Below are 13,272 nucleotides of genomic sequence, written 5' to 3'. Positions count from 1 at the left end.
ATGAATCGTACGATCAACTTCATGGGGGTGCGCAATATTGCGTTCGCCTTCACCCTGGTGCTGACGTTGCTGGCACTGGTTAGCCTGTTTACCAAGGGGCTGAATCTGGGTCTGGATTTTACTGGCGGTACGCAGATCGAGCTGAGCTATGAGCAGCCTGCAGATCTCGGCAACATCCGTGAGCAGTTGGCCGGCGCTGGTTATGCCGACGCCGTGGTGCAGAGCTTTGGTGCTACCACCGATGTGGTGGTGCGCATGCAGGGTAATGACCCGGAATTGGGTAATAAAGTGGCCGCGGCGCTGCGTCAGGCTGGCGAGCAGCTTGAAGTGAAAAAGGTCGAATTCGTCGGCCCGCAGGTAGGTGAAGAGCTGCGCGATCAGGGCGGGCTGGGTCTGTTGCTGGCGCTGGCTGGGGTGATGCTTTACCTGGCCTTCCGCTTTCAGTGGAAGTTCGGCGCGGGGGCGATTGTTTCGCTGATCCACGACGTGATTGTCACGCTCGGTGTCCTGTCGTTCTTCCAGATCACTTTCGACCTGACCGTGCTGGCGGCGCTGCTGGCGATCATCGGCTACTCGCTGAACGATACCATCGTGGTATTCGATCGGGTGCGGGAGAACTTCCGCGTGCTGCGCAAGGCGACGTTGATCGAGAACATCAACATCTCCACCACTCAGACCCTGCTGCGTACTCTGGCAACGTCCATTTCTACCTTGATGGCGATTGCCGCGCTGCTGCTGTTTGCGGGTGACAACCTATTTGCCTTCTCGGTCGCGCTGTTTGTCGGTGTGAGCGCGGGTACTTACTCGTCGGTCTATATCGCCAACGTGGTGCTGGTGTGGCTCGATCTGACGGTCGATGACCTGATTCCGCCAGTGGTGGAAGAAGAGCTCGATGAGCGCCCCTGAATCTGTGCGTCTTGTCGCAAACAGCTGAATGAACCGGGCCGGTGTTGAACTTGCCCGGTTTTTTTATGCTCCAAGGCTGGGTGTAAGGTGCGTTAAGCGCCAAGCGGCGGCTTCAAGGAGGTATGTATGAATAAGTCAATGTTGATGGGCGCGGTACTGGGTGCGGTGGGTGTGACGGCAGGCGGGGCGGTGGCCACTTACAGCATCGTCAGTGCGCCGGAATATGCTGAAGTGCTCGCAGTTAAGCTGGTCAAGGAAACCATCAAACCCCCGCGTGAGGTCTGCAAGGATGTGGCGGTCACCCGCCAGGCGCCGGTTAAGGATGAGCACCAGATAGCCGGTACCGCGATTGGTGCGGTGGTGGGTGGTTTGCTGGGTAATCAGGTGGGTGGCGGCAACGGTAAGAAGCTGGCGACAGTCGCCGGTGCGGTTGGCGGCGGTTATGCCGGCAACAAGGCGCAAGAGCATTTGCAGGGTCGTGATACCTATACCACTACCGAAACCCGTTGCAGCACGGTAACTGATACCAGTGAGAAGCTGGTGGGCTATGACGTCAAATATGAGCTGGATGGCAAAGTGAGTCAGGTGCGTATGGCCAGTGATCCGGGCCGGCAGATTCCGGTCAAGGACGGTCAGCTGGTGTTGGTCGATCAGGCCAACTGATCGAAAGATTTCAGTGGATACAAAAAAGCGCCCCGTGGGGCGCTTTTTTATTGCGGCTTGATCAGCGCTTCAGGGAGGCTGACAGGTGCGGCTGAATGGCCGTGAGCACGGCTTTGAAGCACTTGGTGTTGCCGGCAACGATCTGGCCCTTTTCCAGGAAGTCGTGGCCGCCGCTGAAGTCGCTGACCAGGCCGCCTGCTTCTTGGATCAGCAGTGCACCGGCGGCCATGTCCCACTCGGACAGGCCGAATTCCCAGAAGGCATCAAAGCGGCCGGCTGCTACATAGGCCAGGTCCAGGCTCGCTGCGCCTGCGCGGCGTACGCCAGCAGTTTGGCCGACCAGGCTGCGGAACATGCCGATGTAGTTTTCCAGGTTTTCCATCTGGCTGTCGCGGAACGGGAAGCCGGTTCCGAGCAGCGCGCCTTCCAGGCTCTTGCGATTGCCGACGCGCAGGCGGCGGCCGTTAAGGGCAGCGCCACGGCCGCGGCTGGCAGTGAATTCTTCCTGGCGTACCGGGTCGATAATTACGGCGTGCTCAAGGCGGCCACGGTATTTGCAGGCGATGCTGACGGCGTAATGCGGGATGCCGCGGATGAAGTTGGTGGTGCCGTCCAGTGGATCGATGATCCACAGGTAATCGGCGCCGTCGCCGCTGCCTTCGCTCAGGCCGCTTTCCTCGCCGAGGATGCCGTGGTTCGGGAAAGCTTTGCGCAGGGCCTGAATGATCAGCTGCTCGGCAGAGCGATCAATTTCAGTCACATAGTCCTTGGCTTCTTTCTCGTCGACCGAGATGACGTCCAAGCGTTCGGTCGAGCGGAAGATCATTTCGCCGGCGCTACGGGCTGCGCGCAGCGCGATATTCAGCATGGGCTGCATGGATGTTCACCTGGGTCGTTAAAGAAAGCCGGCCATTCTAGCAGAAAAGCCCGGCGGTTGAAGTGCAACCTGCGCCTTGCGTGGCGCAAGGCGGGTGGCTTCTGTAAGATTTGCCCCTCTAAGCCTTGTCTGTGAGCGTTTGCGTTGCTGGAAAATATTCGCGTTGTGTTGGTCGGTACCAGTCATCCGGGCAATATCGGTGGCGCGGCGCGGGCCATGAAAAACATGGGGTTGTCGCAGTTGGTGCTGGTTGATCCGCGGGATTTTCCGAGCGAAGACGCGGTGGCCAGGGCCTCTGGTGCTACTGATATTCTCGATGCGGCGCAGGTGGTGGCCACGCTTGAGGAGGCGCTGGTCGGTTGTCGTCTGGTAATGGGCACCAGTGCGCGGGATCGGCATATTCCCTGGCCGATGCTCGAGCCGCGTGAGTGTGGTGTGGCGGCGTGTGAGCAGGCGCAGCAAGGTGCGCAGGTTGCCTTGGTGTTTGGGCGCGAGTATGCCGGCCTGACCAATGAGGAGCTGCAGCGCTGTCACTATCATGTGCATATTCCCTCCGATCCGGCGTTCAGCTCGTTGAATCTGGCAGCGGCGGTGCAGGTGCTGGCTTACGAAGTGCGTATGGTCTGGCTGGCAACTGAGGGGCGGCCGGTCAAGCAGTCTGCGGTCGTCGGTCCGGATGAAGAGCCGGTTGCTGCGGATGAGTTGGAATCGTTTTATCGTCACCTTGAGCAGGCGCTGGTTGAGATCAGGTTTCTTGATCCTGCCAAGCCGCGGCATCTGATGAGTCGCCTGCGTCGCTTGTATGGGCGTAGCGCAGTGAGCAAGCTGGAAATGAATATCTTGCGCGGTATCTTGACGGAAACCATCAAGGCGGCGCGTGGCGAGCACCCTAGGCAGGAGAAGGCAGATGTTTGAGCGCATGCAAGAGGATATCCAGAGCGTATTTCATCGCGACCCGGCGGCGCGTAATGCCTTTGAGGTGGTCACTTGCTATCCGGGGTTGCATGCGGTCTGGCTGCATCGCGTGGCGCATGCGCTGTGGGGTGGTGGCTGGAAGTGGCTGGCGCGCGTGGTGTCGAACTTTGGGCGCTGGATGACCGGCATCGAAATCCATCCGGGCGCGAAGATCGGTCGGCGCTTCTTTATCGACCACGGTATGGGCATCGTCATCGGTGAAACCGCCGAGATCGGCAATGACGTCACCCTTTATCAGGGTGTGACTCTGGGTGGCACCAGCTGGAACAAGGGCAAGCGCCATCCAACACTGGAAGATGGTGTGGTGGTGGGTGCTGGGGCCAAGGTGTTGGGGCCGTTCACGGTCGGCGCAGGCGCGAAGATCGGCTCCAATGCTGTGGTGACCAAAGAAGTGCCGGCGGGTGCTACTGCGGTCGGCATTCCTGGGCGGATCATTGTCAAAACCGACGATGAGCAGGAGGCCAAACGTCAGGCGATTGCCGAGAAACTTGGTTTCGATGCCTATGGTGTGAGTCAGGACATGCCGGACCCGGTGGCGCGTGCCATTGGTCAGCTGCTTGATCACCTGCATGCGGTGGATGGGCGCCTGGAAGGCATGTGCGGCGCGCTCAAGTCCTTGGGCAGTGACTACTGCGCCAAGGATTTGCCGCAGCTGCGTGACGAGGACTTCGCTGGCGTGGTCAAAGACGCAGACAAGCCTGCGGCTTGATGGTGCGGGGGCGCGCATTTTGCTATGCTGCGCGCCCTCCGGCCTGGCTAATCCCGACTAAGGCACTAGGTCTTGTAGTTGACTTAAATGCTCGGGAATTGCATACTCTCGGCATATTGCGATCACGCGGTAAACCCTTATGCGATTAACCACCAAAGGCCGTTACGCCGTCACCGCCATGCTTGATCTGGCGTTGCACGCTCAGCGTGGGCCGGTGTCTTTGGCTGATATCTCCGGGCGGCAGGGTATTTCCCTTTCCTACCTGGAGCAGCTATTTGCCAAGTTGCGTCGTGGCAACCTGGTGTCCAGCGTGCGTGGGCCTGGCGGCGGTTACCAGCTGTCGCGTGATATGCAGGGCATTCAGGTGGCTGAGGTGATCGATGCGGTCAATGAGTCGGTCGATGCTACTCGCTGCCAGGGGCAGGGCGATTGCCATGCAGGTGATACCTGCCTGACCCACCACTTGTGGTGTGACCTCAGCCAGCAGATACACGAATTTCTAAGTGGCATCAGTCTCGCTGACTTGGTGACCCGTCGTGAAGTGCAGGAAGTTGCCCAGCGCCAGGATCAGCGCCGCTGCAATGGCAGGGCGCCGTACCTGGATAAGATCGAAACGTCCGCCGTCGATTGAGCGCAAGGCGCTGGCTAGCTGGCCTGATACCTGATTAGGAGAAAGTTGATGAAGTTGCCGATTTACCTCGATTATTCCGCCACCACGCCGGTTGATCCGCGTGTTGCGCAAAAAATGAGCGAATGCCTGCTGGTCGACGGTAACTTCGGCAACCCGGCGTCACGCTCCCACGTGTTTGGCTGGAAGGCCGAAGAAGCCGTTGAGAATGCTCGCCGCCAAGTGGCTGAGCTGGTCAATGCCGACCCGCGTGAGATTGTCTGGACCTCCGGTGCGACCGAGTCCAACAATCTGGCAATCAAAGGCATCGCCGACTTCTACAAGAGCAAGGGCAAGCACCTGATCACCTCGAAGATCGAGCACAAAGCCGTGCTGGATACCATGCGCCAGCTTGAGCGCGAAGGCTTCGAAGTGACCTATATCGAGCCTGGTGAAGATGGCTTGATTACCCCGGCCATGATTGAGGCGGTGCTGCGTGAGGACACCATCCTGGTGTCGGTCATGCACGTGAACAATGAAATCGGCACCATCAACGACATCGCGGCAATCGGCGAGCTGACCCGCTCGCGCGGCGTGTTCCTGCATGTTGATGCGGCGCAGTCCGCCGGCAAAGTGGCGATCGATCTGGAGTCGCTCAAGGTCGATCTGATGTCCTTCTCCGCACACAAAACCTATGGCCCGAAAGGTGTTGGTGCGCTGTTTGTGCGTCGCAAGCCGCGTGTGCGTCTGGAAGCCCAGATCCATGGTGGTGGCCATGAGCGCGGTATGCGTTCCGGGACCCTGGCGACTCACCAGTGCGTCGGTATGGGTGAAGCGTTCCGTATTGCCAAGGAAGAAATGGCCCAGGAAAACCAGCGCATCCTGGCCTTGCGTGAGCGTTTCTTCAAGCAGGTCGATGGCCTGGAAGAGCTGTACATCAATGGCAGCATGACCGCTCGTGTACCGCACAACCTTAATCTCAGCTTCAACTACGTTGAGGGCGAGTCGCTGATCATGGCGCTCAAGGACCTGGCGGTTTCGTCCGGTTCGGCCTGCACCTCGGCTTCGCTAGAGCCGTCCTACGTATTGCGCGCCCTGGGTCGCAATGACGAGCTGGCACACAGTTCCATCCGTTTTACCTTCGGCCGTTTCACCACTGATGAAGAGGTCGATTACGCCGCGCAGAAGGTTTGCGAGGCGGTCACCAAGCTGCGCGAATTGTCGCCGCTGTGGGATATGTACAAAGACGGTGTCGACATCTCCAAGATCGAGTGGGCGGCGCACTAAGTAGTCGCCGAGCAAGAGCGACTCTCTGATGAGGAAGGAATACCAGCATGGCTTACAGTGAAAAGGTCATTGATCATTACGAAAACCCGCGCAACGTCGGCAAGATGGATGCGGAAGACCCGGACGTTGGTACCGGCATGGTCGGCGCACCGGCTTGCGGCGATGTGATGCGCCTGCAGATCAAGGTCAACGAGCAGGGCGTGATTGAAGATGCCAAGTTCAAGACCTACGGCTGCGGTTCGGCAATCGCCTCGAGTTCCCTTGCTACTGAGTGGATGAAGGGTAAGACCCTGGATGAAGCCGAAACCATCAAGAACACCCAGCTGGCCGAGGAGTTGGCTCTGCCACCGGTGAAAATTCACTGCTCGGTACTCGCCGAAGACGCCATCAAGGCCGCTGTGCGCGATTACAAGCAGAAGAAAGGCTTGCTTTAAGGAGGTTGTCGATGGCTATCAGCATGACCGAAGCTGCCGCTCAGCACGTGCGTCGCTCTCTTGAGGGGCGCGGCAAGGGCGAAGGTATTCGTCTGGGTGTGCGCACCACGGGCTGCTCCGGCTTGGCCTATGTGCTGGAGTTCGTCGATGAGGCTGCCAGCGAAGATCAGGTGTTCGAGAACCATGGCGTCAAGGTGATCATTGATCCCAAGAGCTTGGTCTACCTCGATGGCACCGAGCTCGACTTCGTCAAAGAAGGGTTGAACGAAGGCTTCAAGTTCAACAACCCGAACGTGCGCGGCGAATGTGGCTGCGGCGAAAGCTTCAATATCTGAGGCGCGTGTGGGCAGTCCTTGTCACTTTGCTTTGTTTGACCTGCAGCCAGGCTTCCGCCTGGATCTTGATCAGCTAGCCGTGCGTTATCGCGAGCTGGCGCGCAATGTCCATCCGGACCGCTTTGCTGATGCTTCCGAGCGCGAGCAGCGCCTGGCTTTGGAGCGGTCCGCTAGCCTCAATGAGGCTTACAGCACACTCAAGAGCGCGTCGCGGCGAGCGCGTTATCTGCTGGAACTGCGCGGCCCTGAGCTACCGCTTGAGGTGGCGGTGCAGGATCCGGATTTCCTGCTACAGCAGATGCAGCTGCGCGAAGAGCTGGAGGATCTGTACGACAGTGTCGACCTGGCTGGTGTGGCGCAGTTCAAGCGGCGTTTGAAAGTGGCTCAGGATGAGCTCAACGACAGTTTTGCCGTTTGTTGGGATGATGCCTCGCGGCGCGAAGAGGCCGAGCGCCTGATGCGTCGCATGCAGTTTCTCGACAAGCTCTCTCACGAGGTTCGCCAGCTGGAAGAGCGCCTCGACGATTAACGCTGGGGTGCCTGCATGGCGCTCCTGATACCTAAGCACTGATTAATCATGGCCTTACTGCAGATCGCTGAGCCCGGACAAAGCCCCCAGCCACACCAGCGTCGACTGGCGGTGGGGATTGATCTGGGTACTACCAATTCGCTGGTCGCTGCCGTGCGTAGCGGTCTTTCCGAGCCGCTGGCCGATGCTGTCGGGCAGGTCATTCTGCCGTCCGCCGTGCGCTATCACGCTGACCGGGTTGAAGTGGGCGAAGTTGCCAAAGCGGCAGCGTCGGGCGATCCATTGAATACTGTGCTGTCGGTCAAGCGTCTGATGGGGCGCGGCCTGGCGGACGTGAAGCAGCTCGGGGAGCAGCTGCCGTATCGCTTTGTCGGCGGTGAGTCGCATATGCCGTTTATCGAGACCGTGCAGGGGCCGAAAAGCCCGGTTGAAGTCTCGGCGGATATTCTCAAGGTGCTGCGTCAGCGCGCTGAAGCGACCCTCGGTGGTGAGCTGGTGGGGGCGGTGATCACAGTGCCAGCCTATTTCGATGATTCGCAGCGACAGGCCACCAAGGACGCCGCGCGTCTGGCCGGGCTGAATGTGCTTCGCTTGCTCAACGAGCCGACTGCTGCAGCTGTCGCCTATGGCCTGGATCAGCATGCCGAGGGTGTGGTTGCTATTTATGATCTGGGTGGCGGTACCTTCGATATTTCCGTACTGCGCCTGACTGGCGGTGTCTTTGAAGTGCTGGCGACCGGCGGCGACAGCGCTCTGGGCGGTGATGACTTCGACCACGCCATTGCCGGCTGGATAGTTGAGCAGGCTGGGATTTCCTCTGATCTCGATCCGACACAGCAGCGCCTGTTGCTGGAGGCCGCGTGTGCCGCTAAAGAGGCGCTGACCGACAGCGCTTCGGCAAGTCTCAGCTATGCCAGCTGGGCAGGGCAGTTGAGTCGTGAGCAGTTCGATGCGCTGATCGAGCCCATGCTGGCGCGCAGCCTCAAGGCCTGTCGCCGTGCGGTGCGTGATGCCGGTATTGAGCTGGCTGAAGTTGAAGCCGTGGTTATGGTTGGTGGTTCTACCCGTGTGCCGCGTGTGCGCCAGGCGGTTGCCGAATTGTTTGCTCGTGAGCCGCTGACCTATATAGATCCCGATCAGGTGGTCGCTATTGGGGCGGCGATTCAGGCCGATGCTCTGGCCGGTAACAAGCGCGGCGATGGCGAGGAGTTGCTGCTGCTGGATGTGATTCCGCTGTCGCTCGGTCTGGAAACCATGGGCGGTCTGATGGAGAAGGTGATTCCGCGCAATACCACGGTCCCGGTTGCTCGTGCTCAGGACTTCACCACTTATAAAGATGGCCAGGCGGCCATGATGGTTCATGTTCTGCAGGGTGAGCGTGAGCTGATCAGTGATTGCCGCTCGCTGGCACGCTTCGAATTGCGTGGCATTCCACCGATGGTGGCGGGTGCGGCGAAGATTCGCGTGACCTTCCAGGTTGATGCTGACGGTCTGCTTAGCGTCGCTGCGCGTGAGCTGGCTTCGGGGGTCGAGGCGAGTATCCAAGTCAAGCCGTCCTATGGGCTGACGGATGGCGAAATCGCCCGCATGCTGCAGGATTCCTTCAAGAACGCTGGCGATGACAAAGTTGCCCGCGTACTGCGCGAGCAGCAGGTCGATGCCCGGCGTCTGCTGGAAGCTGTTGAGGCCGCGTTGCTGGCTGATGGCGAGCGCTTGCTGGATGCCGATGAGCGCCTGGCGATCGATGCACAGATAGACCAGTTGCGTGACTTGATGACCGGCACTGATGGCTTGGCGATCGAGCAGCAAACCAAACGTTTGACCCAGGTGACTGACGCTTTTGCCGCGCGTCGTCTGGATGCCACGGTCAAGGCCGCACTGGCGGGCCGTAGTCTTGATGAGATTGAGGAATAAGCATGCCGCAGATCATTTTTCTGCCTCACGCGGTGCTGTGTCCGGAAGGGCTGGTGGTCGACGTCGCGCCAGGCACGTCGGTGCTTGAAGTGGCGCACGAGCACCATATCGAGATCGAAAGCGCCTGTGGCGGTGTATGCGCCTGCACGACCTGTCACTGCATCATTCGTGAAGGTTTTGATTCGCTGGCTGAGGCCGATGAGCTGGAAGAGGACATGCTCGACAAGGCTTGGGGGCTTGAGGCTCAGTCGCGGTTGTCCTGTCAGGCGGTTGTCGGTGATGAAGACCTGACTGTGGAAATACCCAGGTACTCGCTCAACCACGCCGCCGAAGCGCCGCACTGATTCAAGGAGTTGTTATGAGTCTGAAGTGGGTTGATGTTCTGGAAATCGCCATTCAGTTGGCGGAATCAAAGCCTGAGGTAGACCCTCGTTACGTAAAGTTTGTCGATCTGCATAAGTGGATTCTGGCGTTGCCGGAGTTCAGCGATGATCCTCAGCGCGGCGGCGAGAAGGTGCTTGAAGCCATTCAGGCAGCCTGGATCGACGAGGCGGATTAACTGGCCTTTTGGCCTGGCCTACGCATTTAACCGGAACCCGCGTATAATTCGCGGGTTTAATTTTTCGCTTTAATCATTGTTTCTGGAGTTTCACATGGCTGTTCAACGCACTTTCTCCATCATCAAGCCTGATGCCGTTGCTAAAAACGTTGTTGGCGAGATCACCACTCGTTTCGAAAAGGCCGGCCTGCGTGTCGTTGCTTCGAAAATGGTTCAACTGTCCGAGCGCGAAGCTGCTGGCTTCTACGCTGAGCATAGCGAGCGCGGCTTCTTCAAGGACCTGGTTGCTTTCATGACCTCCGGTCCGGTTATCGTTCAGGTTCTGGAAGGCGAAAACGCTGTTCTGGCTAACCGCGAGCTGATGGGCGCTACCAATCCTAAAGAAGCAGCTGCCGGCACCATTCGTGCTGATTTCGCCGTTTCCATCGACGAAAACGCTGTTCACGGTTCCGACTCGGAAGCTTCCGCTGCCCGCGAAATCGCTTACTTCTTCGCTGCCACCGAAGTTTGCGCACGTATTCGCTAAGCGAATCGGGTGAGGGTGAAGCCATGACTGAAGCTACCGGTAAAATCAATCTGCTGGGTCTGACCTTGGCAGAAATGGAGCAATTCTTCGAAAGCATCGGGGAAAAGCGTTTCCGTGCCGGGCAGATGATGAAATGGATTCACCACTTTGGCATCGATGATTTTGATGCCATGAGTAACGTCAGCAAGGTCTTGCGCGAAAAGCTCAAGGCCTGTGCTGAAATCCGCGGCCCGGAAGTGGTCAGCGAAGATATTTCTACTGATGGCACGCGCAAGTGGGTTGTGCGAGTGGCGTCAGGCAGTTGCGTAGAAACCGTGTATATCCCCCAGGGCACGCGAGGCACCTTGTGTGTGTCGTCGCAGGCCGGCTGTGCACTGGATTGCAGTTTCTGCTCGACTGGCAAGCAAGGTTTTAACAGCGATCTGAGCGCCGCCGAAGTGATCGGCCAGGTGTGGATCGCCAACAAGTCGTTCGGCAGCGTGCCGGCGAAGATCGACCGTGCTATCACCAACGTAGTGATGATGGGTATGGGTGAGCCGCTACTGAACTTCGACAACGTCGTCGCCGCCATGAAAATCATGATGGACGACCTCGGTTATGGCATTTCCAAACGCAAGGTGACGCTGTCAACCTCGGGCGTAGTGCCGATGATCGACAAACTCGGCGAAGTGATCGATGTGTCTCTGGCGCTGTCACTGCATGCGCCAAACGATGCACTGCGCAATCAGCTTGTGCCGATCAACAAGAAGTACCCGCTGGAAATGCTGCTGGCGGCGTGCAAGCGTTATGTCTCGCGCCTCGGCGAGAAACGCGTGCTGACAATCGAGTACACCCTGCTCAAGGATGTAAACGATAAGACCGAGCACGCTGAGGAGATGATCGCACTTCTTAAAGATGTGCCTTGCAAGATCAACCTGATTCCGTTTAATCCCTTCCCCCACTCCGGCTACGAGCGACCGAGCAACAATGCCATTCGCCGTTTCCAGGACCTGCTGCACAAAGCCGGGCACAATGTAACCGTGCGCACCACCCGTGGTGAGGACATTGATGCGGCTTGTGGCCAGTTGGTTGGCCAGGTTATGGACCGCACCCGCCGTAGTGAACGCTATATTGCTGTGCGTGAATTGAGTAGCGAGGCCGAAGTGCCGAGTTCCGCCGCCAATCGAACCTGAGGGGAGGACACCCATGACCTTGCGTCCCGCTTTATTGCTGTTGGCCGCCAGTCTGTTAGCCGGCTGCGTTACAACCGGTAATGTTGATCCGATGAAAACCGGAAAGGGCCGCGACGAAGCGCGCGATGCTTATGTCCAGCTGGGTATTGGCTATCTGCAGCAAGGCGAAACCGAGCGCGCCAAAATACCGTTGAAAAAAGCTCTGGAACTCGACTCTTCAGACGCTGATGCGCATGCGGCTTTGGCCTTGGTGTTCCAGATTGAAATGGAACCCAAGCTGGCTGACGATCACTACCGCAAAGCTCTATCGCAACGCAGTGACGATGCTCGTTTGTTGAATAACTACGGCAGTTTTCTGTTCGAACAGCAGCGTTATCCGGAAGCGCTCAAGCACTATACCCAGGCTGCTCAGGACACTCTTTACCCGGAGCGTTCACGGGTGTTTGAAAACCTCGGATTGACCTCATTGCAACTCAAGCAACGTGAGCAGGCTAAGGCCTACTTTGAGCGTTCGCTACGGTTGAATAGTCGGCGGCCTCGCGCCTTGATTGAAATGGCACAGCTGTCCTATGAGGATAAGCAGTACGTTCCCGCACGCGGCTATTACGAAAGTTATATGGCGTTGGCCCAGCCAGATGCTCGCAGCCTGCTCTTGGGGGTGCGTTTGGCGAAGATTTTCGAGGAGCGCGACAATGCCGCGAGCCTTGGCTTGCAGTTGAAGCGACTTTATCCGGGCACGCCGGAATATCAGCAATACCTGTCGGAGCAATGATGAAAGCGGCGCATCCAGAAATGCTAGCAGTTCCCCGCATTAATCCGGGTGAGACTTTGCGCAAGGCTCGTGAGAGCCGCGGTTGGACCATTGCCGAGGTTGCTGCGCAGTTAAATCTGACCCCGCAGCGTTTGAGTCAGGTTGAGCAAGGTGCTTTCGACAAGCTGTCTGAGCACACCTTTGCCCGAGGCTATGTACGGGCGTACGCCAAGTTGCTGGAGGTTGATCAGAACCGCCTGGTGCTGGAGTTTGATCAGTTCACTGGCAGCGATGCTGCCGGCAGCAGCGTGCATAGCCTGGGGCGTATCGAGGAGCCTGTGAGCTACTCGCAGCGCATTTTGCGCATGGTCAGTTTTGTTCTGTTGCTGGCCCTGGCCGGCCTGAGCTTCTTCTGGTGGCAGGAGCAGGCCGAGCGTCGTGCCGAAGATCTGGCTTCAACCAGCCTTGAGCACGTCGAGGTGGACGGCGCTGACGGCACTACGCAGATCCATCCGCTCGATGAGCCGGAAGATCAGGCGGTGGAAGCTGCCCAGTTGGATGCGGAAGCCGCGTTGCCGCTGCTGTCTGAGGGGGCTGCGGCTGTTCCAAATGCTGCCGCTAGCGAGGTCACAGCCTTGGCCTCGCAATCTGAGCTGCCATCAGCACTTGGCGCAACTGCCAGTGCACCGGTTGCGGCCGCCGTGCCGGTCACTGTTGAGCCCGCTGCTGCCGAGGCCGTCCCTGCTATACCAGCTGAGAGTGCGCCGGTACAAGCTGCCGCAGGCGAAGCTGTTGTCAGCCTCAATTTCACTGCCGATTGCTGGACACAACTGACCGATGCCAATGGCAAGGTGTTGTTCAGCGCTCTCAAGCGTAAAGGCGATAGCCTGCAACTGGTCGGTAAGGGTCCGCTGGAGCTGCGTCTGGGTTATGCCCGTGGCGTGCAGGTCAGCCTGAATGGCAATCCAGTCGATGTTGCGCCCTTTATTTCCGGTGAGACCGCACGTCTGAAGTTGGGTGGGCAGTAA

General features: G+C 58.6%; 17 protein-coding genes. 16 read left to right on the top strand and 1 reads right to left on the bottom strand.

Annotation, left to right across the window (positions count from 1 at the left end; translation table 11 throughout):
- Positions 1-906: a protein translocase subunit SecF gene (secF, locus tag BLW24_RS00945; protein WP_090375529.1), complete on the top strand. Its 906-nt coding sequence runs from the start codon at positions 1-3 to the stop codon at positions 904-906.
- Between the two features lie 126 nt (positions 907-1,032).
- Positions 1,033-1,569 (top strand): glycine zipper 2TM domain-containing protein, encoded by a 537-nt coding sequence (locus BLW24_RS00940; protein ID WP_090375526.1) that lies wholly within the window; start codon positions 1,033-1,035, stop codon positions 1,567-1,569.
- 61 nt (positions 1,570-1,630) lie between these two features.
- Here BLW24_RS00940 and suhB read toward each other — a convergent pair whose 3' ends face one another.
- Positions 1,631-2,446, bottom strand: coding sequence for a type III secretion system regulator SuhB (gene suhB / locus BLW24_RS00935; RefSeq protein WP_090375523.1), 816 nt, complete (start codon positions 2,444-2,446; stop codon positions 1,631-1,633).
- Between the two features lie 144 nt (positions 2,447-2,590).
- Here suhB and trmJ point away from each other — a divergent pair, with 144 nt between their 5' ends.
- The 14 genes from trmJ to BLW24_RS00865 all read left to right on the top strand — a co-directional run bounded on the left by trmJ (position 2,591) and on the right by BLW24_RS00865 (position 13,272).
- Positions 2,591-3,361 (top strand): tRNA (cytosine(32)/uridine(32)-2'-O)-methyltransferase TrmJ, encoded by a 771-nt coding sequence (trmJ, locus tag BLW24_RS00930; protein WP_090375520.1) that lies wholly within the window; start codon positions 2,591-2,593, stop codon positions 3,359-3,361.
- Complete coding sequence (gene cysE / locus BLW24_RS00925; protein WP_090375517.1) at positions 3,354-4,130, top strand: serine O-acetyltransferase; 777 nt, start codon at positions 3,354-3,356, stop codon at positions 4,128-4,130. Before trmJ ends, cysE begins: the two co-directional genes overlap by 8 nt.
- Positions 4,131-4,269: 139 nt before the next feature.
- Positions 4,270-4,761 (top strand): Fe-S cluster assembly transcriptional regulator IscR, encoded by a 492-nt coding sequence (iscR, locus tag BLW24_RS00920; protein ID WP_090375515.1) that lies wholly within the window; start codon positions 4,270-4,272, stop codon positions 4,759-4,761.
- Positions 4,762-4,809: 48 nt separating this feature from the next.
- A complete protein-coding gene (locus BLW24_RS00915; protein ID WP_090375512.1) occupies positions 4,810-6,024 on the top strand; it encodes an IscS subfamily cysteine desulfurase in 1,215 nt (404 codons plus the stop codon).
- 47 nt (positions 6,025-6,071) lie between these two features.
- A complete protein-coding gene (gene iscU / locus BLW24_RS00910) occupies positions 6,072-6,458 on the top strand; it encodes a Fe-S cluster assembly scaffold IscU (protein ID WP_040261926.1) in 387 nt (128 codons plus the stop codon).
- 11 nt (positions 6,459-6,469) lie between these two features.
- On the top strand, positions 6,470-6,793 hold the full coding sequence (gene iscA / locus BLW24_RS00905) for an iron-sulfur cluster assembly protein IscA (protein ID WP_090248639.1): 324 nt from the start codon (positions 6,470-6,472) through the stop codon (positions 6,791-6,793).
- A gap of 7 nt (positions 6,794-6,800) precedes the next feature.
- Entirely contained in the window at positions 6,801-7,322 is a 522-nt protein-coding gene (hscB, locus tag BLW24_RS00900) for a co-chaperone HscB (protein ID WP_090375510.1), read from the top strand.
- A 48-nt stretch (positions 7,323-7,370) separates the two neighbouring features.
- Complete coding sequence (gene hscA, locus BLW24_RS00895; protein ID WP_090375508.1) at positions 7,371-9,236, top strand: Fe-S protein assembly chaperone HscA; 1,866 nt, start codon at positions 7,371-7,373, stop codon at positions 9,234-9,236.
- Positions 9,237-9,238: 2 nt separating this feature from the next.
- Entirely contained in the window at positions 9,239-9,580 is a 342-nt protein-coding gene (gene fdx, locus BLW24_RS00890; RefSeq protein ID WP_090375506.1) for an ISC system 2Fe-2S type ferredoxin, read from the top strand.
- Between the two features lie 14 nt (positions 9,581-9,594).
- Positions 9,595-9,795, top strand: coding sequence for a Fe-S cluster assembly protein IscX (gene iscX, locus BLW24_RS00885; protein WP_090375504.1), 201 nt, complete (start codon positions 9,595-9,597; stop codon positions 9,793-9,795).
- 94 nt (positions 9,796-9,889) lie between these two features.
- Entirely contained in the window at positions 9,890-10,321 is a 432-nt protein-coding gene (ndk, locus tag BLW24_RS00880; protein ID WP_090248631.1) for a nucleoside-diphosphate kinase, read from the top strand.
- A 23-nt stretch (positions 10,322-10,344) separates the two neighbouring features.
- The gene (gene rlmN, locus BLW24_RS00875; protein WP_090375502.1) at positions 10,345-11,493 is read left to right on the top strand and encodes a dual-specificity RNA methyltransferase RlmN; all 1,149 of its coding nucleotides are present in this window, start codon (positions 10,345-10,347) and stop codon (positions 11,491-11,493) included.
- A 13-nt stretch (positions 11,494-11,506) separates the two neighbouring features.
- Positions 11,507-12,265 (top strand): type IV pilus biogenesis/stability protein PilW, encoded by a 759-nt coding sequence (pilW, locus tag BLW24_RS00870; RefSeq protein ID WP_090375500.1) that lies wholly within the window; start codon positions 11,507-11,509, stop codon positions 12,263-12,265.
- Positions 12,265-13,272, top strand: a complete 1,008-nt coding sequence (locus BLW24_RS00865; protein ID WP_090375498.1) for a RodZ domain-containing protein — start codon at positions 12,265-12,267, stop codon at positions 13,270-13,272. The genes pilW and BLW24_RS00865 overlap by 1 nt, the downstream gene beginning before the upstream one ends.

It is taken from the genome of Pseudomonas anguilliseptica (assembly GCF_900105355.1).
Taxonomy (GTDB): domain Bacteria; phylum Pseudomonadota; class Gammaproteobacteria; order Pseudomonadales; family Pseudomonadaceae; genus Aquipseudomonas; species Aquipseudomonas anguilliseptica.
Note: the sequence above shows the minus strand (reverse complement) of the source record. Positions and strands in the feature narration are given on the sequence as shown.

Excerpts from the sequence above, each read along its gene's own strand:
- secF (WP_090375529.1), top strand. The coding sequence starts at position 1 with ATGAATCGTACGATCAACTTCATGGGGGTGCGCAATATTGCGTTCGCC.
- BLW24_RS00940 (WP_090375526.1), top strand. The coding sequence starts at position 1,033 with ATGAATAAGTCAATGTTGATGGGCGCGGTACTGGGTGCGGTGGGTGTG.
- suhB (WP_090375523.1), bottom strand. The coding sequence starts at position 2,446 with ATGCAGCCCATGCTGAATATCGCGCTGCGCGCAGCCCGTAGCGCCGGC.
- cysE (WP_090375517.1), top strand. The coding sequence starts at position 3,354 with ATGTTTGAGCGCATGCAAGAGGATATCCAGAGCGTATTTCATCGCGAC.
- iscR (WP_090375515.1), top strand. The coding sequence starts at position 4,270 with ATGCGATTAACCACCAAAGGCCGTTACGCCGTCACCGCCATGCTTGAT.
- BLW24_RS00915 (WP_090375512.1), top strand. The coding sequence starts at position 4,810 with ATGAAGTTGCCGATTTACCTCGATTATTCCGCCACCACGCCGGTTGAT.
- iscU (WP_040261926.1), top strand. The coding sequence starts at position 6,072 with ATGGCTTACAGTGAAAAGGTCATTGATCATTACGAAAACCCGCGCAAC.
- iscA (WP_090248639.1), top strand. The coding sequence starts at position 6,470 with ATGGCTATCAGCATGACCGAAGCTGCCGCTCAGCACGTGCGTCGCTCT.
- hscA (WP_090375508.1), top strand. The coding sequence starts at position 7,371 with ATGGCCTTACTGCAGATCGCTGAGCCCGGACAAAGCCCCCAGCCACAC.
- fdx (WP_090375506.1), top strand. The coding sequence starts at position 9,239 with ATGCCGCAGATCATTTTTCTGCCTCACGCGGTGCTGTGTCCGGAAGGG.
- iscX (WP_090375504.1), top strand. The coding sequence starts at position 9,595 with ATGAGTCTGAAGTGGGTTGATGTTCTGGAAATCGCCATTCAGTTGGCG.
- ndk (WP_090248631.1), top strand. The coding sequence starts at position 9,890 with ATGGCTGTTCAACGCACTTTCTCCATCATCAAGCCTGATGCCGTTGCT.
- rlmN (WP_090375502.1), top strand. The coding sequence starts at position 10,345 with ATGACTGAAGCTACCGGTAAAATCAATCTGCTGGGTCTGACCTTGGCA.
- pilW (WP_090375500.1), top strand. The coding sequence starts at position 11,507 with ATGACCTTGCGTCCCGCTTTATTGCTGTTGGCCGCCAGTCTGTTAGCC.
- BLW24_RS00865 (WP_090375498.1), top strand. The coding sequence starts at position 12,265 with ATGAAAGCGGCGCATCCAGAAATGCTAGCAGTTCCCCGCATTAATCCG.